General features: G+C 66.6%; 17 protein-coding genes. 5 read left to right on the top strand and 12 right to left on the bottom strand.

Annotated features, from left to right (window positions below; translation table 11 throughout):
• Position 1: 1 nt before the first annotated feature.
• A complete protein-coding gene (locus tag BAMB_RS18245) occupies positions 2–1,078 on the top strand; it encodes a glycosyltransferase family 4 protein (protein WP_011658645.1) in 1,077 nt (358 codons plus the stop codon).
• 30 nt (positions 1,079–1,108) lie between these two features.
• Here BAMB_RS18245 and BAMB_RS18240 read toward each other — a convergent pair whose 3' ends face one another.
• Genes BAMB_RS18240 through BAMB_RS18225 form a run of 4 tightly spaced genes read right to left on the bottom strand, consistent with a single transcriptional unit; the run spans position 1,109 to position 7,280 of the window.
• Complete coding sequence (locus BAMB_RS18240) at positions 1,109–2,377, bottom strand: acyltransferase family protein (RefSeq protein WP_227739377.1); 1,269 nt, start codon at positions 2,375–2,377, stop codon at positions 1,109–1,111.
• Positions 2,304–3,716, bottom strand: coding sequence for an oligosaccharide repeat unit polymerase (locus BAMB_RS18235; RefSeq protein WP_011658643.1), 1,413 nt, complete (start codon positions 3,714–3,716; stop codon positions 2,304–2,306). The genes BAMB_RS18240 and BAMB_RS18235 overlap by 74 nt, the downstream gene beginning before the upstream one ends.
• Positions 3,713–5,995: a polysaccharide biosynthesis tyrosine autokinase gene (locus BAMB_RS18230; RefSeq protein WP_011658642.1), complete on the bottom strand. Its 2,283-nt coding sequence runs from the start codon at positions 5,993–5,995 to the stop codon at positions 3,713–3,715. The genes BAMB_RS18235 and BAMB_RS18230 overlap by 4 nt, the downstream gene beginning before the upstream one ends.
• A gap of 58 nt (positions 5,996–6,053) precedes the next feature.
• Positions 6,054–7,280 (bottom strand): polysaccharide biosynthesis/export family protein, encoded by a 1,227-nt coding sequence (locus tag BAMB_RS18225; RefSeq protein ID WP_011658641.1) that lies wholly within the window; start codon positions 7,278–7,280, stop codon positions 6,054–6,056.
• Positions 7,281–7,355: 75 nt separating this feature from the next.
• On the opposite strand from BAMB_RS18225, the gene BAMB_RS18220 reads away from it, so the two are divergent.
• Positions 7,356–7,826, top strand: a complete 471-nt coding sequence (locus tag BAMB_RS18220) for a hypothetical protein (RefSeq protein ID WP_011658640.1) — start codon at positions 7,356–7,358, stop codon at positions 7,824–7,826.
• 136 nt (positions 7,827–7,962) lie between these two features.
• Here BAMB_RS18220 and BAMB_RS18215 read toward each other — a convergent pair whose 3' ends face one another.
• On the bottom strand, positions 7,963–9,819 hold the full coding sequence (locus tag BAMB_RS18215) for a serine aminopeptidase domain-containing protein (RefSeq protein ID WP_011658639.1): 1,857 nt from the start codon (positions 9,817–9,819) through the stop codon (positions 7,963–7,965).
• 579 nt (positions 9,820–10,398) lie between these two features.
• Here BAMB_RS18215 and BAMB_RS18210 point away from each other — a divergent pair.
• Together BAMB_RS18210 and BAMB_RS18205 are read left to right on the top strand one after the other, a co-directional pair.
• Entirely contained in the window at positions 10,399–11,658 is a 1,260-nt protein-coding gene (locus BAMB_RS18210; RefSeq protein ID WP_011658638.1) for an oligosaccharide flippase family protein, read from the top strand.
• Positions 11,659–12,114: 456 nt separating this feature from the next.
• Entirely contained in the window at positions 12,115–14,316 is a 2,202-nt protein-coding gene (locus tag BAMB_RS18205) for a glycoside hydrolase family 3 C-terminal domain-containing protein (RefSeq protein WP_011658637.1), read from the top strand.
• Positions 14,317–14,381: 65 nt separating this feature from the next.
• Here the strand turns inward: BAMB_RS18205 and BAMB_RS18200 are convergent, their stop codons facing one another.
• A complete protein-coding gene (locus tag BAMB_RS18200; protein WP_011658636.1) occupies positions 14,382–15,629 on the bottom strand; it encodes an NAD(P)/FAD-dependent oxidoreductase in 1,248 nt (415 codons plus the stop codon).
• Positions 15,630–15,739: 110 nt separating this feature from the next.
• Between BAMB_RS18200 and BAMB_RS18195 the strand changes: the two genes are divergently transcribed.
• Entirely contained in the window at positions 15,740–16,459 is a 720-nt protein-coding gene (locus BAMB_RS18195) for a class I SAM-dependent methyltransferase (protein WP_011658635.1), read from the top strand.
• Positions 16,460–16,503: 44 nt separating this feature from the next.
• Here BAMB_RS18195 and BAMB_RS18190 read toward each other — a convergent pair whose 3' ends face one another.
• The 6 genes from BAMB_RS18190 to BAMB_RS18165 are packed head-to-tail and all read right to left on the bottom strand — an operon-like array spanning position 16,504 to position 21,097.
• Complete coding sequence (locus tag BAMB_RS18190; RefSeq protein ID WP_011658634.1) at positions 16,504–16,938, bottom strand: excinuclease ABC subunit A; 435 nt, start codon at positions 16,936–16,938, stop codon at positions 16,504–16,506.
• An 11-nt stretch (positions 16,939–16,949) separates the two neighbouring features.
• Complete coding sequence (locus BAMB_RS18185; protein WP_011658633.1) at positions 16,950–17,375, bottom strand: hypothetical protein; 426 nt, start codon at positions 17,373–17,375, stop codon at positions 16,950–16,952.
• 32 nt (positions 17,376–17,407) lie between these two features.
• The gene (locus tag BAMB_RS18180) at positions 17,408–18,646 is read right to left on the bottom strand and encodes a beta-ketoacyl synthase N-terminal-like domain-containing protein (protein WP_011658632.1); all 1,239 of its coding nucleotides are present in this window, start codon (positions 18,644–18,646) and stop codon (positions 17,408–17,410) included.
• The gene (locus BAMB_RS18175; RefSeq protein WP_011658631.1) at positions 18,643–19,872 is read right to left on the bottom strand and encodes a beta-ketoacyl-ACP synthase; all 1,230 of its coding nucleotides are present in this window, start codon (positions 19,870–19,872) and stop codon (positions 18,643–18,645) included. Before BAMB_RS18175 ends, BAMB_RS18180 begins: the two co-directional genes overlap by 4 nt.
• The gene (locus tag BAMB_RS18170) at positions 19,872–20,597 is read right to left on the bottom strand and encodes a 3-ketoacyl-ACP reductase FabG2 (protein ID WP_011658630.1); all 726 of its coding nucleotides are present in this window, start codon (positions 20,595–20,597) and stop codon (positions 19,872–19,874) included. Before BAMB_RS18170 ends, BAMB_RS18175 begins: the two co-directional genes overlap by 1 nt.
• Positions 20,594–21,097: a hotdog family protein gene (locus tag BAMB_RS18165; protein WP_011658629.1), complete on the bottom strand. Its 504-nt coding sequence runs from the start codon at positions 21,095–21,097 to the stop codon at positions 20,594–20,596. Before BAMB_RS18165 ends, BAMB_RS18170 begins: the two co-directional genes overlap by 4 nt.

The raw sequence follows: 21,097 nt of genomic DNA, 5'->3' as shown, positions 1-21,097 counted from the left end.
CATGATCGCCAGCAAATCGAAGCAACTCGTCTACAACGGCCGATTCACGACGCAGAAGACGACCGGCGTGCAACGCGTCGCGCGCGAGCTGATCGCCGCATTGATCAAGTTTCAGCCGCAGGATCCGGTGACCGTGCTGGTGCCGCCACGGCCCGGCGTCGCGGTGAGCGGCGCGAAGACAGTCGAGGTCGGCTTTTACAAGGGCGTGGTGTGGGAGCAGCTGATCCTCCCGCTGTTCGCGCGCCGCGGCCGCATCGTCAATCTCGGCAATTCGGCATCGATCTTCCTCGGCAACCAGATCATCTACATGCACGATGCGGCGGTATTCGACACGCCCGCGCATTTCTCCCGGCCGTTCCGCGTGTGGTACCGGATCATGTTCTGGATCCTGGCGCGAACCTCGGTGTGCGTGCTGACCAACTCCCGTTTCTCGCGCGATCGCCTCGCCCATCACTGCGGCGTTTCCGCGGAGAAGATCCGCGTCGTGCCGCTCGGTGCGGATCATCTCGACGCACTGGAACCGGACACGAGCGTGCTCGACAAACATGCGCTGACGCCGGATCGATTCGTGCTCGCGGTCAGCAGCATGAATCCCACCAAGAACTTCGGCCGGCTGATCGCCGCATTCCGGCAGATCGGCGATCCGTCGGTCGATCTCGTGATCGTCGGGATGCAGAACACCACGGTGTTCGGCAAGCACGACCCGGTTGGTGCGCCGGAGCCGAACATCAAGTACGTCGGCTACATCAGCGACGAACAACTGAAGGCGCTGTATCAGAACGCGGCCTGCTTTCTCTATCCGTCGATCTACGAAGGCTTCGGCATTCCGCCGCTCGAGGCGATGCGCTACGGCTGCCCGGCACTGGTCGGAAAATCGGCCGCACTGCCGGAAGTCTGTGCCGATGCGGCGCTGTACTGCGATCCGTATTCGCAGGACGACATCGCGCGGAAATTGCGTAGCCTGCTCGATTCCCCCGAGCTCCGGGCCGAGCTCAAACGCAAGGGCATCGCGCATGCGGAGCAATATCGCTGGAGCCGCAGTGCCGAGATGATGAAGGCGATCTTCGAGACGCTGTAGCGCGAGCGGCAGGCGACCGAATCGGCGCGATTACGCGACGTTGACGGTGCTGCCGGTCGCGGCCGGTTGATTGCCGAACAGGCGCTTGCCGAGATACGACCTGATCGGTTCCTCGACGAATTTCGCGAGGAACGCGGCCGACACGATCGACAGGCACGCGGCAAGCATTGCGGTTCTGACGACGTGGATGTCGCCCTGCGGCGCATACGCGAACACGAGCCTTCCGATCGGGTAATGCACGCAATAAAGCGGGTACGAAATCCAGCCGAGGAACGCGCTGATCCGTGCCACCGCGTTGCCGCTCGGCGCGAGCATGGCGCCGCGATAAACCAGCGCGGGGGCGACGAACGACAGCACGGCCAACGCGTAAATTCCCTTGATCGACGTCGGAAACAGGACGACCAGCAGGAACACGGCAAACAGCATCCAGTCGTTCCTGACGAGCCCGGCCGCGAACCAGTGCGGCCTCGCCGGGAGACCGGCGTCGTGCATCTTCGCGATTGCCACGCCCAGCAGGAACCCGTAGCCGACCCTGAAGAATCCGCCGAAGAAATTATCGGCCGCCCAGCCCTGATTCAGGATGACAGTCACTTTGTCGTGGTCGAGGCCCACGAGCCATCCATACGCGACGAACGCACCGAGACATGCATAGGCCAGTCTCAGCAGGCTCTGCTCTTTCATCCTGACGGCCGCGATCAACACAACGCTCGCGAACAACTCGAAGAACAGCGACCAGGCCGGCGGATTCAGAGGAAACACACCGGGATCGTCGACCGCTTGCAAGCCGTGATTCGTAGCACCGACAAAGCCCGACACCGAAAAACGACCCAGATACGGAACGAGAAAATAATTCTGGCCGGTGGCTGCGGCCAGGTTGCCGAACGAAAACGCCGCTGACGCATTGACGCGCATGACGACGAGGCTCACGACCCCGATCGTCAATCCGATGCATATCATCGGATAAAGGCGGATCACCCGTCGCTTCACATACTCGCCCCGCCACGACGCCTGACGCAATTTTTCCCCGTAGGAGTACGTGAGGATGAAGCCACTCAGCATGAAGAACACGTCCACCGAAAGATAAGCGCTCTGCAGTATCGGAATCGGCAGATCCTGAAGGAAATGCATGAGCATCACGCTGATTGCCGCAATGCCGCGCAACCCGTCCAGAATTTCAAACTTCTGCTTGTGAGTCGCCATGATGAGTAATGGGTCGACCGTCGCCTTATCGCGACAACACCGGATCGACGTCCGCGGCCCGATTGCCACGCGCAACGCCGCGCCGGTTTCCGTCTCCATCGGCGCCGCCTCCCGCGGCAGGCGCAGCACGTGCCGGCGCCTTGGCGAACCACTGGAAGATCGCGATCAGCAGCACGACCGGCACGAAATTGCGTCCGCTGAACAGGTTCGGCGTGCGCATGACTTCCATGACCGACACGTAAAGCACCGCATGGATGCAGCACCAGAACCCGTTGCCGCTCCGCCAGCCCGCATAACTGCGACCGACCGCCCAGCCGAGCACGAGCGCATCGAGCAGGCCGAACCAGCCCCACTCGTAGAAGTGGACGAAGATGCCCGACGGGTTGTTGAACTCCGGGTCGGCGTAGCCGTTCAGGAACAGGTTGATGCTGTCGCCGGAGTCCAGCCACGGCTGCAACGTCGCGCCGATGAGCGGGAAGCGCAGCAGCCAGTCGAACGTAAACATCGGGTGGCCGTGGTCCCAGCCCAGCACACTCAGTATTCCGGCGCCGTTGTTCAACGACGTCGAGTAGTACAGGCCGAGACGTTCGAGCGCGAAATCGAACAGGTTGTCGTAGATGTTGACGTAATAGGCTTCCCACGACCGGTTGTACTCGTTCGCGATGAACAGGCCGAACAGCAACGGGATCGCTGCATACGGGCCAAGCGTCAACAGCCGCGAATACCGGCCGCCGAGCCGGAACCGCACGACCATCAGCGCGAGCGGCATCACCATCTCGATCAGCGCAAGCCGTTCGGCGAAGATGAAGCTGCGCATCAGCGTCAGCACGGCAAGCACCGCGAAGTAGATCTTGTAGCGATTCAGTCCCTTGACGGGTGTCCGGAACACGTAGAAATACAGCACGACGAACGGTGCGGTCGCCTGCGTGAGGGTGCTGAGGCCCGTGATGCGCCCCTTCAGTTCCAGCATGTCGTACGCATTCGCGTCGCCCCGCACGAACGCGACCAGCAGCGCCGGATGCATGAGGATGCCGCTCAGCAACAGCACATAGCCGAACAGCGCGAGAGCGAACACGAAATCGAGCACACGAGGCGACAGCTCGACCGCGGCCGGTGGTGGCCCGCGTCGCGTGCGCGCTTCGGCCGTCGCGAGCCATGCGGCCGCCATCACCACCATCAGGAACAGCGCGCCGACGAATGCGTAGTAGCCGTCGAAATAGACACGCGCGATCGCCTTCGGGTCGCCCAGCAGACTAAGCGACAGCATCCCGTACAACGGCAGGATGAACATCAGCACGAGGCGTGCCGGATCTTCCCACCAGTAGCCCGTGTAACCGCCCATATCACCGGCGGCGGCGCCGCGCACGCGCGCCGCCGTGCGCGTCGTCGCAGCACGCCGTCGCGGCCCGCACCCGGCCCCGCCCGCTCGCCGGCTCATGACGCCCGTTCCACCCGTTGCCGCGACGCGATTCCTTCCGTATATCCGGACGCGGCCTGATGCGTGTTCGCATCCTTGTAGCCGTAGTCGTACCGCCCCGGCGCGCCCTGGTAATCGTTCAGGACTACGCCGCATACGTCGATATGCGCGTGTTCGAGCCGTCGCGCGCTTTCTTCGAGTTCGGTCAGCGTCGTCACGCCGCTGCGCGCGACGAGGAACACGGTTCCCGCAAGACGGCCGAGCACCAGCGCGTCGGCCACCGGCAGCAACGGCGGGCCGTCAATCACGACCATGTCGTAGCGCGCCGCGACCTGCTCGATCAGTGCGGCGAGCGCGGGCTGCAGCAGCAATTCGCCCGGGTCCGGCACGATGCTGCCCATCGCGATGAAATCGAGGCCCGGCGCGACCCCGCGCCGGATCGTCTCGGCGAGCCCGTGCGTGCCTGCCACGACGTCCGACAGGCCCGGCGCGCGGCTGTGGCGGAACCGCTCGTGCTGCGAACCCTTGCGCAGGTCGGCATCGATCAGCAGCACCCGCCGTTTCGCCGCGCCGACGAGCGACGCGATATTCGCGGCGACGAACGACTTGCCGACGCCTGTCGTCGGCCCGGAAATCAGCACGACGGGATTCGACGCATCCGGCATCGACAATTGCAGCGCCGCACGGAAATTGCGCAGGCCTTCGAGCGCGGCGTCGTGCGCATCCTGCGCGTCGATCGGCGGCATCGGCGCGCGCGTGCCGCGCCGTCCGGCCTTCGGGCGCGACTCCGCTTGCACCGCAACCGCGCTGTGCGGCACGGTCGCGAACACGGGCAGCCCCGTCGTCCATTCGATTTCCTCGGCGTCGCCGATCGTGCCGACGACACGCTGCCGGACGATCACGATCGCCGCGCCCGCCAGCAGCCCCAGCATCAGCAGCGCGATCACCGCGACGCCGCGATGCGGGCCGATCGGCTCCTCGGCGACCTTCGCCGTATCGACGATCCGCACGGTGCCGGTCTTGCTGGCCCGCGCGAGGATCATCTGCTGGCGCGTGTTGAGCAGGTTCGTGTACAACGCGGTATCGACAGCCACATCGCGCTGCAACTGCAGCACGCCCTGCTCGACGGTCGGCAACTGCTGGATCTGCTTGCGCGTCGTGTCGAGTGAATGCTGCGCGTCGGCCAGCTGCGCATCGACGGCCACCAACGCCGGATGCTTCGGCATGAAGCGCGTCAGCAATTCCTCGCGCCGCTGCTGCAGCGTCTGCACGCGCGTCTCGATGTCGACCGATTGCTGGCGCAACGCAAGCGCCTCATCACTCGTGTTGACGGTGCCATGCGATGCACGGAATGCGTTGAAGCGGTTTTCCGCCTGTTCCAGTTGCGCCTTCAGCTGCGGCAGCTGGGTATCCATGAAGCGGATCAGCTTGTCGGCCGCCTCGGACTTGCGCTGCGTGTTCTGCGCGAGATACGCATCGCCGATCGCGTTCAGCACGCGGCTGTCGTGCACGGGATCGATGCCGTCGAGCGTCACGCCGATCATGTTCGACTGCTTGCCGCGCTCCGAGATCAGCGCGTTCTTCTGCAGCCAGACCGTCGCTTCCTCGTCGCTGTAGCGCGTCAGGTCGAAGCGTGCGCCTGGCTTGCCGGCCACGTCGCGCACGAAGATGTCGAGCGGCCCCTGCGGTGTGTCGACATGCAGCGGCTGCCCGATACGGCCCTGCCATACCGGCCCCTTCCGGCCGAACCAGCCCGTACGCTGCAGCGTATAGACGCCGTCGTCGCCGAGCGTCAGCGCGAAGCGTTTGCCGAGCAGGCGCTTCGGCACGTCGAAGGTCGGCACGTCGATGCGCTCGGTACCGTACACGTAGCCGCCCGGCAATGGCGACGACAACCCGTCGGCCGCGTTCACGAACCGCCAGCCGATCAGCGGCAGATAATGCGGCCGCGCGTCGACGGCCAGATTGGTGCTGTCGATCGCACGATCGAGCACGGCGCGGGATTTCAGTACCTCGATCTCGGTCGACGCGTCGGTCTTCAGGTCGAACACCGCCGACGGATCGCCGGGCGGCGACGTCTGTTTCGAGTCGGTCGGGCTTTGCTCGACCTGGAACAGGATGTCGGTCCGGTAGACGGGCGCCGCGCACAGCGCGTACACGGCGCCGACGAGCGCGCCCGCGAGCGCCGTGCAAAGGATCAGGCGCCGGCCGCCGTACAGCATGCCCCAATAGCGGCGCACCGGATAGGACGGCCGCAGGGCGGGCCCGCTGGGCGGGTCAGGCAGGGTCGAAGAAGTCATTCAGCATCAGTCCCGTATGGCGCGACGCGCGTCGCGGTCACGAAATCCGCCACGAGCGTCACGGCGAAATGGCTCTGGCCGTCAGCGCACCCTGCGCGGACGACGGAATCAGCAGGTTGACGACGCGGCTCCAGCGCACCAGCGACGACGCATCGACGAACACGACGTCGCGGCGCTGGAGCGGAAACTGGTCGGCCAGTGCGAACGACGCGGGCGAACTGCCGTCGAGGTGGTACACCCGCGGGCGGTTGTCCGGGCCGCGGCGCACGACGAACACCTGGCGCGCGTCCGACGTGTACTGGCTCACGCCGCCCGTGTCGCCAAGTGCTTCGCCGAGGCTCATCCGGCCGTCGGTCAGCGTCAGCGTCGCCGGCCGCGACACCTCGCCGAGCACGAATACCTTCGCGTCGCTCGCCGCGCGCACGCGCACGAGGTCGCCGTCGCGCAGCAGGATGTTCGACGGGTTCACGCCCGCGGCGATCAGCGCGGGCAGGCTCACGTTCACGGTCCGGTCGCCGCGCGTCACCGCTACCTGCGAGCGGTCGGCCGTCGGGGTGAAACCGCCTGCGCGGTCGATCGCCTCGGGCAGCGTCATCGGCATGTCGTTGACGATCTGCAGACCCGGCGTGCGCACTTCGCCGTCCAGATAGACGCGCTTGCTGCGGTAGGTCTGCACGCGCAGCGCGATCTGCGGCTTGCGCACGTATTCGCCGAGCCGCTTCGTCAGCAGCGCGCGTGCCTGCGCCTCGGTCAGCCCCGCGACATGCACGAGGCCCGCATACGCGAACTGCACGTTGCCGTTCGCGTCGACCGTGTAGCCCGTCGCGACCGAGCTGGCACCGACGCCGTCGCCGCCGCCCGTCGTCTGCGTCGTCGGCAGGTTCAATTCGGGGTGGTCCCAGACGACGATGCCGAGCACGTCGCCCGGGCCGATCGCGTATGGCCTCGGCTTGCCGAACAACTGGCGGATCTCCGCGTCGACGTCGGCGCGCTGGCCAGAATGCTGCTGTGCGACGAACGCCGGCGTGATTTCGATCAGATCCTCGCTCGACACGTTCTGCACGCCGTCGAGGCCGCCCGAGCCCGATGCGTCAGCGCTCACGCGCGCATTCGCGTCGCGCGCGGCAGGCGCCCGGTAGCTCATGCCCGGCGACAACGCACATGCGCTCAGCGCGCACGCGGCCGCCACGATCGCCATGCGCGACAGCCACGGCGCGCGCCGGATGCCTGCGGTGGGTGACCGCGGCGTCCCGAGCGTCGATTCCGGTTGCGTGGTGATTGACATCGTGTCCTTCCAAAACTGTGCGGTAACCCGCCGAACGCGGCGAATTCCGGCATTACGCTTGGCGGCGCGGCTCGCATGGCGGTGCCGCGCCTCCCTCTTCACCGCACGTACTCCGTACGATTCGTCATGAACTGCTCTGCATCGCTTTCGTCACTCGTCTGCATCGTCTCGGCCAGCGTTGCCTGTGCCGCCGGCGCGCAGACTTTGCCCGCCACGCAGGCCGACGCGCGGGGCTTCGCGTCGTCGACGCCGCTCGCGCCGGTGCCGCTCCAGCGTTCCGCACAAACCGCGATAACCGGCGCGGCCGCGGAACCGGCCACGGCGGCATCCGATGTCGCGTCACCTGGCGCTGCGCTTCCCGCCGCGAGCACCGCCGCAGCGCCCGAATCGCGCGCTCGCGGTGCACTGCGCCGGCTGCTCGTGCCGACGCGGCCGCATCGCCCGCAAGTGACCGATGCGCCTACCGAAGACCTCTGGCACACCGGCACGCTGTACACGTCGCCTTACGAGAAGACGCCCTACGCGCAGCCGGGCGATCCGGACTGACGCATCCCGCCGCGCACGCGCCGATACGGGATTGGACACCACGGCGGACGGCGCGTCTGTGAGCGAGCCCACCGAACGCCGATCTTCAAGCCAAACGCGATCGCACCCCTAAGTGTCGGCAAGGGCGCGCCACACATCACGATCTGCCGACCGACACGTTCGCGTACGATCGCGCGGCCGCCTCCTGTGTGGCCGGATCGGCGACGCGCGCGACCGGCCGGGCCGAGTCGTGGCCCAGCGCCTGCATGCACAGGTCGATTACGATGTCCGTGCCCGCCGCGCCGTACACCGCGTGGTCGACCTCCGGCTCGAGATACAAGCGCACGTGACGCGAGCGCCGGAACGCGTGCTCGATCGCGCCGAAGTGACGCCGGACATCGTCGATGCCGGGATCGAGTGCGCCGTACACGAGTGTCGTCCTGACGTTGCGCTGCGCGAGTTCATGCATCACGCCGCGCGGCGTGCCGCTGCGCGGCTTCCACCCGGCGCGCGCGGCGAGCGCCTTCGCAGGCACGCTGACCCGCGCGATCGCATTCGCGGCCACGGCCCGCACGATCGGACGCAGGTCGCGGCGCTCCCGCACGAGGCGCTTCCACTTCTGCCAGTCGCGCACCGACAGCCAGTAGCCGCGCACCGAGTTGTTCCGCTGCTTCTGCACCGCGTCGAGCGTGAGCCCTGCCGGCCACACGAAGCGCGCGAGATTGACCGCGATCACGCCGCCGAGCGACGGCGTCTTCAATGCCGCATGCAACGCCGCATACGCGCCGGAGCAAATGCCGGCCGCGACCACTTCGGGATGACCGAGCGCACGCAGCCAGTCCGCGGCAGCCGCCACGTCGTCGCTCGACTGCGTCGAATACACGACGCCCGACTGATCGTCGGTCACGGCGGGCCCGCTGTCGCCGACGCCATGCACGTCGATCCGCAGCGTCGTCACGCCGGCGCGTGCCAGCGTGCGGGCGAGCCGCACGCTGAAGCGCCCTTCGCCGCTGCGCGGATTCGTCGACGTGTTCGCGATCACGACCGCCGGGCCGACCGGCTTCGCCGGCCGCGTATCGGCGGGCCGGCACAGCACGCCGACCAGCCGGTCCGGACCGACCGCGACGACCTGCTCGGTCATGTCGTTCATGTCGAGTGCGACGGCCGACTCGCCATTCCATGCGGGGTCCACTCGCGACGCGGTGTCGGCACCGGCCAGCTTATGCGGCGCGCGTTCGGTGATCCAGTTCGCGAGCGTGTCGATCGCAGCAAGCGGCAAGCGCGAGCGCGTACCGTCCAGCATCGTCGTCGTCCATTCGCGGAACGGATCGCTCGTCACGTCCACGCCGCGCGCGAGCAACGCGTCGCGCAATGCCGGCCCGTCGCCCTGATCGGGCTGGATCAGCAGCATCGCGCCGGGCAATGTCGGCGCATCGCGCACGACGTCGCACAGATCGAGCGCCTTCAGCGCATCGACGAAATCGGCGGGAAAGCGGTGGCCGAGCACGTTCATGCACGGTTCGTCGCGATGCGCGGCGCGGATTGCCGGCGACGTGGTGTCGAGCCACTGGCGATGCACGAACGACAGCTCGCGCAGATAGGCGCGGCCACGCACGACCGGGGCGAGCGCCACCAGCGCATCGACGCGCGGCGACTCGCGCGAGCCCATGCCCGCCGCGGCCAGCATCGCGAACAGCGCACCTGCGCGGATCCCGACGAGCGTCAGCGCGGTGACGCCGGCCTGGTCCCGCAACAGGTCGATCGCGTCGTGAATGCTGGCGATGCACGCGGCATGCCGACCGGCATCGCGATCGTCGCCCGCCGAGTCGCCGGTGCACGGATAGTTGAATCGCAATACCGTCACGCCGTCGCGCGCCAGCCGCTCCGCGATCGCGCGCATCAGCTTGTGCGTCCACGAAGCCTCGTGCCCCAGCGATTCGCACAGGATCACGCCTTGTGTCGTCTGTCCTTCGTGCAGCCACCCCACGCAGCTGCCGAACGTTATCGGCTTCAATCGGTACTCCTCGGATCGGTATTTGTTATCGGGTGCGGACACCCGCGCCGGCGGCTCCGCCGGGATCGGCCATGCCGCGATCGTGCGACAGGTCGGCGAACGCACGGCCTTCGGGTAACGGACTGCCGTCGCGCCCCTGCGCGCCCCGCTCGCCCTTCGCCATGCGTCGTCGTGTTCCGTCGCCCGGGGACGACGGTTGTCGGCCCGAGTCGTCGTCAAGCCCTTTGCTCGCTGAACCAAAACAGTGCGCTTGATTAGAGCACCGGGCCCGAGCGTCCTTCGGTGCGCCAGCTTACAAATGCATTGACCACGGCGGCGATACAACGATGCACGCCGCAGCGCGATTCGCGCCGCACGCGCGCACGGAATCCGCGAACGGTAGGCTCGCGAACACAGATGTCTCGCGCGGCCCGTATCATGACCGCCATACGATGTGGCCGTGTCCGGCATCGCCGGACGAAACCGGCGCCCGCCGGAACGGGCCGCGAACTCACGCAGCCGGGCCAGCGCCGGCCGGCCGCGCGCGCACGGCGGCCCGCACTCCGCCGCCATGCGCCACTCACGGCGCCGACCGAGCGAATGTCAAACATCAAGAAGAACTTCCTGCTGCTGCTGACGTTGCAGATTTCGATGTACGCGGTGCCGCTGCTGATCGCGCCGCTGCTGACGCACGCGCTCGGGCCGGAGGGTTACGGGCAGCTCGCGTTCTCGCTCGCGGTCATCGCCTACCTCACCAACTGCACGAGCTACAGCTTCGACCTGACCGCGACGCCGCGCATCGCGCTCGCCCGCGACGACCGCGCCGAGCGCTCGCGCATCTTCTGGGCGACGCTGTACGCGCAGATCGGCATCGCCGCGATCTGCTTCGTCGTGCTGATCGCGCTGACCTTTCTGGTCGAGCGCTTCGGCGAGGACCGCGACCTGCTGCTGATCGGTTTCGGGATGGTGGCCGGCGTGGCGTTTACGCCGGGCTGGTATTTCCAGGGCATGGAGAAGCTGCGCGCGCTGAGCGTGATCCTGTTCGTCGGCCGCATCCTGAGCCTGCCCGCGATGTTCGCGCTCGTGCACAGCCCGGCGGACATCGATCGCGCGATGATCGTCAACGCCGCCGTGCCGACGCTGTCCGCGATCGTGCTCGCCGCCTATCTGTATTTCCAGCGGGAAATCGACTTCGTGCGCGTCGGTATCGCCGACATCGCCGAATCGCTGAAAGGCGGCTGGCAGGTGTTCCTCGCGTCGACGTCGATCGCGTTCTACGCGTCGACCAACACCGTACTGCTCGGCTTCGTGTCGGGCAACGTCGCGGCCGGCTATTTCGCCGCCGGCGACAAGCTGATCCGCGCGGCGCTCAGCATGCTGCAGCCGCTGAAGGCCGCCACCTATCCACGCATCAGCTACCTGATGCGGCACGCACGCAACGACGCGTTCTCGTTCCTGCGCAAGCTGTTCGTCGTGCAGGTCGTGATGGTGCTCGGCATCTCGCTCGCCATCTTCTTCGGCGCGCCGCTTGCCGTGCGCCTCCTGTATGGCCCTTCGTACGAACCGACGGTCCAGGTGCTGCGCTGGATGGCGTTCATTCCATTCATGGCCGGGATGACCGACTTGTTCGGTGTGCAGACGATGCTGCCGCTCGGGATGAAATCGGCGTTCACGCGGATCCTGATGTCGTCGGGCATTCTGAACATCGTGCTGGTGCCCGTGCTCGCGAAGTACTTCGCGGAACTGGGCGCGGCCGCCGCCGTGCTGACGGCCGAGGCCGCGGTTGCCGCGGCGCTCGCGACCGTCGTCTATCGCGCCGGGATTCCGCTGCTTGGCAGCGCTGTCGCTCGACGCAGCTAGCGCGTCGGCCGTGCTGCGCGATTTCCTCGCAGCGGCCGGAATCCGATGACGCTCCCTTCGATGCGCGCACAACAAAGCGCATCGCGCAGGTACTTCTTACTCCGCCGCAGACACCTCATCGGGAACGATGACCGTCTTTCGCCCGCATCGAGCAATCGCATCGAAAAAAGATCATACGTATCGGTAGAAACACCAATGCTGTAGTCATACTACATTCGTACGATTGGTCGCTGCAGAGAATCGCTACATCCGATTCGGCAGTGGCGGGCGGTCCGCGTCGCCGTCCGCATGCTCCGATCGGGCCCAACCGGCCGTAACGATTCCCCGCCTGGCTGGCATGCCGACGCGCAATCACCCTGCATCGCCAGCCGAATGCGTTCGATGCGAATCCATCGGACGTACGCAGCTCCAGACATCATCCGAACAACAACCGGCAATACGATCATGGAGAGCAACATGCGGGACACACTCTGGCCGGCCGCCGTCCTGGCGGCGACCCTCTGCACCAGCGTCTATGCGGGCAACGCCGATTTCAACTCACCGGGCGACGCCGCCGACGCATTCGCGTCATCCGCCGCGCAGCGGCGCGCCGACCTCCTCGTGCGCAAGATGACGCTCGACGAAAAACTGCAGTTCATTCATTCGCAATACGAAATGTCGAAGGTGCCGGGCGGTGGCGCCGGCTACATCCAGGGCGTGCCGCGGCTCGGCATTCCCGATCTCAACATGGTCGACTCGGCCACCGGCTCCGGCAGCACGTCGCTCGCGAGCACCACCTTTCCCGCGACGATCGCCGTCGCCGCGAGCTGGGATCGCCGCCTGTCGTACGACTACGGCAAGCAGGTCGCGATCCAGTTGCGTGCGCAAGGATTCGGCATGGGCCTTGCCGGCGGCACCAACCTCGCGCGCGAGCCGCGCGGCGGCCGGCTGTTCGAGTATCTCGGCGAGGATCCGCTGCTCGCCGGCGACCTGCTCGCGGAGCGCACGCTCGCCACGCAGCGGCAGAAAGTCATCGCGACCATCAAGCACTATGCCGGCAATGAACAGGAGCACGGCCGGATGGGCGGCAACACGCAGATCGACGAACGCACGTTGCGCGAGCTCTACCTGCTGCCGTTCGAGATCGCCGCGAAGCGCGGGCAGCCCGGCAGCGTGATGTGCAGCTACAACCGCCTGAACGGCACGTACGCGTGCGAGAACAATCACCTGCTGAACGACGTGCTGAAGAACGAGTGGGGCTTCCAGGGCCAGGTGCAATCCGACTGGGGCGCCGCGCACAGCACGGCCGCCTCGATCAACGCCGGGCTCGACGAGGAAGAGGACGTCGGGCCGAGCGTCTACCTGACGCCGGCCGCCGTCAAGCAGGCGATCTCGAACGGCTCGGTGTCGACCGCGCGTCTCGACGACATGGTGCGCCGCAAGCTGGCCGTGATGATCCGCGTCGGCGTGATGGACGATCCGGCCAAGGCCGGCGGCACGATCGATTTCGCGGCCGCGAACCGGTTCGCGCAGGGCGTCGCCGAGCAGTCGATCGTTCTGCTGAAGAACGACGGCAATCAGTTGCCGCTCGTCGCGTCCGCGCTGTCGCGGATCGCCGTGATCGGCGGCCACGCCGATGCGGCCGTGCTGTCGGGCGGCGGCTCGGGCAACACGCGCGATCCGGTCACCGGTTCGTTCGCGGGCTGCGGCGGCCTCACGTTCGGCTCGTCGACAGGCTGCAGCTGGTGGCGCAATCCGTGGCTGAAGGTCGACGTGCCGATCGTCGCGGCGATCCGCGCGCTCGCGCCGGCGGCGCAGGTCACGTTCGCGGGCAACAGCGATCAGCAGTCGCCGTTCCGCGCGTACACGCAGCAGGAAATCGACCAGGCCGCGGCGCTCGCCGCACGCTCGGACGTCGCGATCGTCGTGGTCGCGCAAGCGGCCGGCGAGGATTTCGGCGAATTGCAGAGCCTGAGCCTCGCGAACCCGTCGAACCAGGACGCGCTCGTCGAAGCGGTCGCGCGTGCCAACCCGCACACGGTCGTCGTCGTGCAGAGCGGCAATCCGGTGCTGATGCCGTGGAAGGACCGCGTGTCGGCGATCGTCGAGGCGTGGTACCCGGGCGAAGGCGGCGGCAAGGCGATCGCGAACGTGCTGTTCGGCGCGGTCAATCCGTCCGGCAAGCTGCCCGTCACGTTCCCGGCGCGCGACGAGGATTCGCCGGCGTGGCGGCAAGGCGGCGCGTTCGAGAACGATCCCGTCTACTCGGAGAAGCTGAACATGGGGTATCGCTGGTACGACGCACGCAATATCAAGCCGATGTATGAATTCGGCTACGGGCTGTCGTACACGCACTTCGCGTATTCGGGGCTGTCGGTGTCGCGGCAACGGGACGGCTCGCTGAGCGTCGCGTTCACCGTGCGCAATGACGGCCGCGTCGCAGGCGCGGAAACGCCGCAGGTCTATCTCGGCGTGCCGTACAAGGACGAACCGCCGAAGCGGCTGGTCGGCTGGGAGAAGATCCGGCTGAACCCGGGCGAGGCACGGCATGTGCGCGTGACCGTTTCACCGCGGATGCAGAGCGTGTGGGATACGTCGCGAAACGGCTGGAAGTTCGTGCCGGGCGGGACCGTGTATGTCGGCGCGTCGTCGCGCGATATCCGGCTGCAGGGTAGCTGAGCGACGGTGATGCAATGGCGGGCGCCGGACGAAACATCGCTCGGCGCCCGCCTCGATTCACCGAATCACCCAAGGCCGCCGGCTCGGCAGAATTCGGCGAGCACGTCGAGGCCGCGCGCCGGTTCCCGCACGAACGGATTCGACTCGTCCCACGCATAGCCGGCCAGAATCGAGCAGACCATGCGCTTCACGTCGGACGCCTTGTCTTCATGAAACACGATGTCCTGAAGCGCGCCTGAGTACCAGCGCTCGACGAACGCGCGGAAGGTGTCGATGCCCTTGCGCAGCGCGATGTCGTAATCGTGTGTCCAATCGACCGTCTCGCCGCGCAACTGACGTTCCAGCACGGCGACCGCCAGTTGCGCGGAACGCATCGCGATCGTCACGCCGGACGAGAAGATCGGATCGAGGAATTCGCCCGCGTTGCCGAGCAACGCATAGCCGCGCCCGTGCAGGTGCTCGACATTCGACGCATAGCCCGCGATGCGACGCACCAGCATCACGAACGGCTTGCTGCCGACGAGCCGCGACAACGTCGGCTCGCTCTGCAGCAATTCCCGCAGCAACGATTCCTGCTGCGCTTGCGGCACGTCGAGAAAACCGGCGTCGGCCACGCAGCCGACCGACGAGCGCCCGTTCGTCAGCGGGATCATCCAGAACCACACGTCGCGACGCGCCGGATGGACGGCAATGCAGATCTTGTCGCGATCGGTCGACCCGGCCGGCAGACTGTCTTCGACGTGGGAAAAGATTGCCGCGCGCGTCGGCATGCCGGTCGGCGCCTCGAGATCGAGCAGGCGCGGCAGCACGCGCGCGAATCCGCTGGCGTCGAGTACGAACGACGCATGAACGGAATATTCGCACCCCGCTTCGTCGACGACCTCGAGCCGTTGCATATCGCCAGGATGGAACGCCTGCACGGTATGACCGAACCGCACGTCCGCGCCCTGGTCCGCCGCACAACGGATCAGCAGATCGTCGAAGGCGGCGCGTTCGACCTGATAGGCCGTCCCCCAGCCGTCGGAAAACTTTTCCCGGAAATCGAACGACGACATCCTGTCGCGATAAACGAAATAGGCGCCGTTCTTGAACTGGAAGCCGGCCTCGACGACAGCCTGCAACATACCGGCCTCTTCGAGATACTGCATGCTTTGCGGCAACAGACTCTCGCCGATCGAAAAGCGCGGAAAATGCTGGCGTTCGAGCACCAGCACGGAACGGCCCGCCCTGCGCAGCAATGCGGCCGCGACCGCGCCGGACGGCCCCGCGCCGATGATCGCGACGTCGACGGAATTCGATTTCATTTCACTCATGCTTGCCGTTCCATTTCGATGGATTGGATATCTTACGTTTCTCACGCCACGATCTGGCGTTGCAAACTACAATAGGCGGTCAACAAATCCAACATTCCGACGAGAGACCCATGACGTCCTGCCGCACGCACGCTCCCGCCTATGTTCCCGAAACCCGCTTCGGCATCTGGTTTCTTCGCACGCATACCTGGGAGCATCACGTGCTTAGGGTGGCCATCGACGATCTCAAGCAGCTCATCGGCGCGCCGCTGCCGAAGGCTCCCGTCATCCTCGATGCGGGATGCGGCCAGGGCAAATCGTTCCGCCTGCTCGGCGAAGCGTTCGCGCCCGGCAAAATCATCGGCATCGATTGTCACGACGACTCACTCACGCATGCGTCGGAAGCCGCGCGTCGCTGCGCCACGCCCGTCGAACTGCATCGTGCGGACTGCACACAGATTCCGCTCGCCGATTCGAGCGTCGACATCGTGTTCTGCCATCAGACCTTTCATCATCTCGTCGACCAGGAGCATGCGCTGGCCGACTTTCGCCGCGTACTGAAACCCGGCGGGCTGCTGCTGTTCGCCGAATCGACCGACGCATACATCAAGTCGTGGGTGATCCGGCTGCTGTTCCGTCATCCGATGGAAGTTCAGAAAAGTGCCGACGGCTACCTTGCCATGCTGCGCGACGGCGGGTTCACGTTCGACGCCCGCAATGTGTCGTTCCCGTACCTGTGGTGGAGCCGCGCGAAAGACTTCGGACTCCTCGAGCGCATCGGCCTGTACGCACCGAAGCCGGGCAAGCGCCGCGAGACGCTCGTGAACGTCGCCGCGCGCAAGCCCGCCTGAGTGTCGGAGGCCGCCGCTCGGCGGCCCCGTCCGACACGCGCCGGCTAACGCTTCAGCGTCACGATCTCGCCGGTGAGCGCCGCACCCGCCACGACCGCGCCGGCCCCGCACGTGAACTCGGTCGCGCTCGAGCGCAACACGTTGCGGTAATTGCTCTTGATGCCGACGACAGCATTGCCGCCTTCCTTTCGCGCGCGCGCCTGCAGTTCGATGACGGCCGACAGGAACACATGCTGGCACGCCGCCTCGTCGCTCTTGCCGAACGCGTTGGTCTTCTTGTTCGTCGCGAACGTGCCGTACGACTTGAGCACGCGAGGATGCGACTGATCGCCGAAATAGAGCGCGACGCCGTCGTCGAGCTTTCCTTCCTCGCTCTTCAACGCGTTCTCGATCGGATAGTCTCGGATCGTGTCCCGTGCGTGCGCGGCCGACGCGATGAACGTCGCGCCGAGCAGCGCCAGTGCGATGCGATATTTCACGTGGGCTCCCGTTATTGCGCGTTCAGCTGCACGACGTCGCCCGAAACGGCGATCGCGCCGGCGCTGCCGCTCACGCCGCACGTATATTCGGACGTCGACTCGGAACGCTTTTCATGAAAGCGCGTCGTCACGTTGACGACCGCATTCCCGCCATGATTCTTCGCGTAGATGCGAAGACGGTTCAACGCTTCGGCCAGCGCCTGGTCGCACGTCGGCTGTTCGGCTTGAGTCCCGCGCGACACACGTACCGATTCCGAACGCGGACCGATGCTGGTCTTGACGTCCGGATGCGGCTGCGTGCCGAAATAGATCGCGACGCCGCTCGTGTCCGACGTCGTTGCCGCCGCCGGCAGCGGCAGCGAACGCACCACGGTACCGCACCCCGTCAGCAACGACGCGGCCACCAACATGCCGGCCAGATGTCCTTTGTGCTTCATTGTTATCGTCCTCTCAGCTCAGTAAGTTCACTTCAATCGCCCTTCCAGGCGTCCAACAACACACTTGCGCAGCTGCCGCCGAATCCGAACGACACCGACAGCGCGCGCTCGATCGAGCATTCGCGCACGGTACGCACGAGCGGCATGCCGGCGACCGCCGGATCGGGCTCGAGGCCGACCGCGGTGCCCGCAACAAAACCGTCGCGCATCATCAGGATCGTGTAGATCGCTTCATGCGCACCGCTCGCGCCGAGCGGATGCCCCGTCAGTCCTTTCGTCGACGAGAATGCCGGCACGTCGCCACCGAATACGTCGCGCAGCGCCTCGAGTTCCTCGGTGTCGCCGAGTGGCGTCGACGGCGCATGTGTGTTGACGTAGTCCGGACGCCGCCCGCTGCCGTCAAGCGCGCCACGCATCGCGCGTGCGATCCCCGGTGCATGAGGCGCCGCCATGCCGGCGTTGTCCGTGGCTTGGCCGAACCCGCTGATTTCCGCGTAAATTCGCGCGCCGCGCGCACGCGCATGCTCGAGCGATTCGAGCACGAGAATGCCCGCGCCGGACGCGATCACGAAGCCGTCGCGGCCGAGCGCATACGGGCGCGACGCGCGCTCCGGCGTATCGTTGAAACCGCTCGACAACGCACCCATCGCGTCGAACATCAGCGTCATGTTGTCGTGCAGTGCCTCGCTCCCGCCGGCCAGCACGATGTCCTGGTATCCGGAGCGAATCCAGTGCGCCGCCTGCCCGATCGCCAGCGCCGCGCTCGTGCAGGCGGACGACGGCGAGTACGACACGCCTTCGATGCCGAACAATTGCGCGACGCATGCCGACGCCGTGCTGCTCATCGCTTTCGGCACGACATAAGGCGGCGTCTTCTCGATACCGCGATGCCGCGCGATCTCCATCGCGTCGTCGTAGTCGGCGATCGATCCGATGCCCGACCCGATGATCGCGCCCGCGCGCGGCGAACGCAGCATCCCGGCGTCGAGCCCTGCATCGTCGAGTGCCGACGCGGCCGCGTGCGCGGCGAAACGCGCGGTGTCGCCCATGAAGCGCTCGTGCTTGCGCGCGAATCGCGCCGCCGACGCGACGCTCGCGACCCCGGCGACCTGACTGCGGAAACCGCGCTCGCGCCACGCGTCGACGCGGCTCACGCCAGAGCGGCCGGTGCGCAACGCGTCCGATACTTCGGCCAGCGAATTGCCGAGGCACGACACGATGCCGAGCCCCGTGACCACGACGCGCGTCGCCGCGCTACCGCCCGCCGTCATGCGCCGATCCGGCGGAAGATCAACGACGTGTTGATCCCGCCGAACGCGAAGTTGTTGCTCATCACGAATTCCGCATCGATCCGGCGTGCGTCGCCGATGATGTAGTCGAGCGGCGCGCACGCCGGATCGACCTTGGTGAGATTGAGCGTCGGCGCATACCAGTTGCGCTTCATCATTTCGATCGTCCACCATGCCTCGAGTGCGCCGCACGCGCCGAGCGTGTGACCCACATAGCTTTTCAGCGAACTGATCGGCATGCGTTCGCCGAACACCGACGCCGTCGCATGACTCTCCGCTACGTCGCCGCGATCGGTCGACGTACCGTGCGCGTTCACGTAGCCGATCGCGTCTGCGTCGAGCGTCGCATCGCTCAGCGCGAGACGCATGGCGACCGCCATCGTCTCGGCGGTCGGCTGGGTAATGTGCGCGCCGTCGGAGTTGCAGCCGAAGCCGACGATCTCCGCATGGATCGTTGCACCGCGCGCGAGCGCGTGCTCGTACTCCTCGAGCACCAGCGTCGCCGCGCCCTCGCCGACTACCAGACCGTCGCGATCGGCGTCGAACGGGCGTGGCGTCAGGTGCGCGGCATCGTTGCGCGTACTGGTTGCGTACAGGGTATCGAACACGGCCACCGCCGGGCCCGACAATTCTTCCGCGCCGCCCGCCAGCATCAGCGCTTGCTTGCCCGTCGCAATCGCTTCGTACGCGTAGCCGATCGCCTGGCTGCCGGACGCGCATGCGGACGACGTCGGCACGATCCGGCCTTTCAGATCCCAGAACAGGCTGACGTTGACGGCCGTGGTATGCGGCATCATCTGCACGTAGCTGTTCGACGTGACGTCGCGCATCGAGCCCGTTTCGAGCATCGTGCCGAATGCCCGGATCGGTTCGACCGATCCAGACGACGATCCGTACGCGACGCCCATCCGGCCGTCACGGATCGATGCATCGTCGGACAACCCCGCATCCTCCAGCGCCAGTTCGCTCGCGCGCACCGCGTACATCGACACCGGCCCCATCGAACGCGTCTTCTTGCGCGGATACGTGGGTGGCAGCTCGAACGCCGGCAACGGACACGCAAGCCGCGTATGCAGCGCCTCGAAGCAGTCCCATTCCGGCATGCGCCGCACCGCGTTGCGCCCGTCGCGCAAGCGCGCTTCGATCTCCGTCCAGCGTTGACCAAACGCGGTCACACCGCCCATTCCCGTCACGACCACGCGCTTCATCACACCATCCCGCCGTTGACGCCGATCACTTGCCGGGTGACGTAGCTCGCCGCATCCGACATCAGGAAACCGACCACCGCCGCGACCTCGTCGGGCTGGCCGACGCGGCCCATCGGCACGGTCTTCAAAGCGTGTTCCAGCGGCACCTCGTCGAGCATGCCGGTGTCGACCAGCCCGGGCGCCACGCAATTGACGGTGATCTTGCGCGACGCCAGCTCGATCGCCAGCGCCTTGGTCGCGCCGATCAGCCCGGCCTTCGCGGCGCTGTAATTGACCTGGCCGCGATTGCCCATCACGCCCGACACGGACGCGATCGTCACGATGCGGCCGCCGCCGCGCAGGCGCACCATCGGCATGGTCAGCGGATGCACGACGTTGTAGAAGGCGTCCAGCCCGGTTTCGATCACGATGTCCCAGTCCTCTTCGGACAGCGCCGGAAACGCGCCATCCCGCGTCACGCCCGCGCAGCAGACGATCCCGTAGTACGCGCCGTTCGCTTCGACATCGGCCTCCAGTTGCTGCCGGCACGCCGCACGGTCGCGCACGTCGAACTGCAGCACGCTTGCCGTGCCGCCCTGCGAGCGAATCGTCGCGGCCACCGCTTCCGCGTCGTCGCGGCCGGTGCGGCAATGCACGGTCACGGCGAAACCGTCGGACGCCGCGCGCAGCGCCACGGCGCGGCCGATGCCGCGACTCGCCCCTGTCACGAGAACTCGCCGAGTCATGAATTGAAGCTCCCCTCGATAAAGGATTGAAAATCGTTTGGTTGGTACACCTTGACGACGGCTTCCGCGCAACACTCGCCGTCGGCATGAATCGCGCATTCGTACGCGCCATGCCCCTCGTCGCCGCGCAGCAGTTCCCGCGCGACGATGCGCAGCGTCGTGTCGGCGCCGAACGCCGTGCGATGCGCGAGATAGCGGTTGGCCCCGAGCAACACGCCCGGTTTCGCGCGGCCGCCCGCGTGCGCGGCGAGCAGGCCGACATGCGCGGCGATCGCCTGTGCCATCAGCTCGATGCCGATCCACGCCGGCATCGCGCCATTGCCGTCGACATACCACGCATCGCGACGCGCGAGCGCGCTGACCTCGATGCCGGTTTCCGAGCAGCGCTCGATCGCGTCGAGCAGCAGCATCGTGCCGCGATGCGGCAACACGTCCCGCACGTCGCCGACGGGAATATCCGCGCCGCCATGCAGCGCGTCGATCAATGGTGCGGCATCCAT

Source organism: Burkholderia ambifaria AMMD (assembly GCF_000203915.1).
Taxonomy (GTDB): domain Bacteria; phylum Pseudomonadota; class Gammaproteobacteria; order Burkholderiales; family Burkholderiaceae; genus Burkholderia; species Burkholderia ambifaria.
This window is presented reverse-complemented; position numbering and strand designations above follow the sequence as displayed.

What these genes read in the sequence shown, in the direction of transcription:
- BAMB_RS18170 (WP_011658630.1), bottom strand. Translation starts at nt 20,597, where the DNA reads ATGACTCGGCGAGTTCTCGTGACAGGGGCGAGTCGCGGCATCGGCCGC.
- BAMB_RS18165 (WP_011658629.1), bottom strand. Translation starts at nt 21,097, where the DNA reads ATGGATGCCGCACCATTGATCGACGCGCTGCATGGCGGCGCGGATATT.
- BAMB_RS18225 (WP_011658641.1), bottom strand. Translation starts at nt 7,280, where the DNA reads ATGTCAATCACCACGCAACCGGAATCGACGCTCGGGACGCCGCGGTCA.
- BAMB_RS18245 (WP_011658645.1), top strand. Translation starts at nt 2, where the DNA reads ATGATCGCCAGCAAATCGAAGCAACTCGTCTACAACGGCCGATTCACG.
- BAMB_RS18210 (WP_011658638.1), top strand. Translation starts at nt 10,399, where the DNA reads ATGTCAAACATCAAGAAGAACTTCCTGCTGCTGCTGACGTTGCAGATT.
- BAMB_RS18230 (WP_011658642.1), bottom strand. Translation starts at nt 5,995, where the DNA reads ATGACTTCTTCGACCCTGCCTGACCCGCCCAGCGGGCCCGCCCTGCGG.
- BAMB_RS18205 (WP_011658637.1), top strand. Translation starts at nt 12,115, where the DNA reads ATGCGGGACACACTCTGGCCGGCCGCCGTCCTGGCGGCGACCCTCTGC.
- BAMB_RS18195 (WP_011658635.1), top strand. Translation starts at nt 15,740, where the DNA reads ATGACGTCCTGCCGCACGCACGCTCCCGCCTATGTTCCCGAAACCCGC.
- BAMB_RS18180 (WP_011658632.1), bottom strand. Translation starts at nt 18,646, where the DNA reads ATGACGGCGGGCGGTAGCGCGGCGACGCGCGTCGTGGTCACGGGGCTC.
- BAMB_RS18200 (WP_011658636.1), bottom strand. Translation starts at nt 15,629, where the DNA reads ATGAGTGAAATGAAATCGAATTCCGTCGACGTCGCGATCATCGGCGCG.
- BAMB_RS18220 (WP_011658640.1), top strand. Translation starts at nt 7,356, where the DNA reads ATGGCGGTGCCGCGCCTCCCTCTTCACCGCACGTACTCCGTACGATTC.
- BAMB_RS18185 (WP_011658633.1), bottom strand. Translation starts at nt 17,375, where the DNA reads ATGAAGCACAAAGGACATCTGGCCGGCATGTTGGTGGCCGCGTCGTTG.
- BAMB_RS18235 (WP_011658643.1), bottom strand. Translation starts at nt 3,716, where the DNA reads ATGAGCCGGCGAGCGGGCGGGGCCGGGTGCGGGCCGCGACGGCGTGCT.
- BAMB_RS18175 (WP_011658631.1), bottom strand. Translation starts at nt 19,872, where the DNA reads ATGAAGCGCGTGGTCGTGACGGGAATGGGCGGTGTGACCGCGTTTGGT.
- BAMB_RS18240 (WP_227739377.1), bottom strand. Translation starts at nt 2,377, where the DNA reads ATGGAGACGGAAACCGGCGCGGCGTTGCGCGTGGCAATCGGGCCGCGG.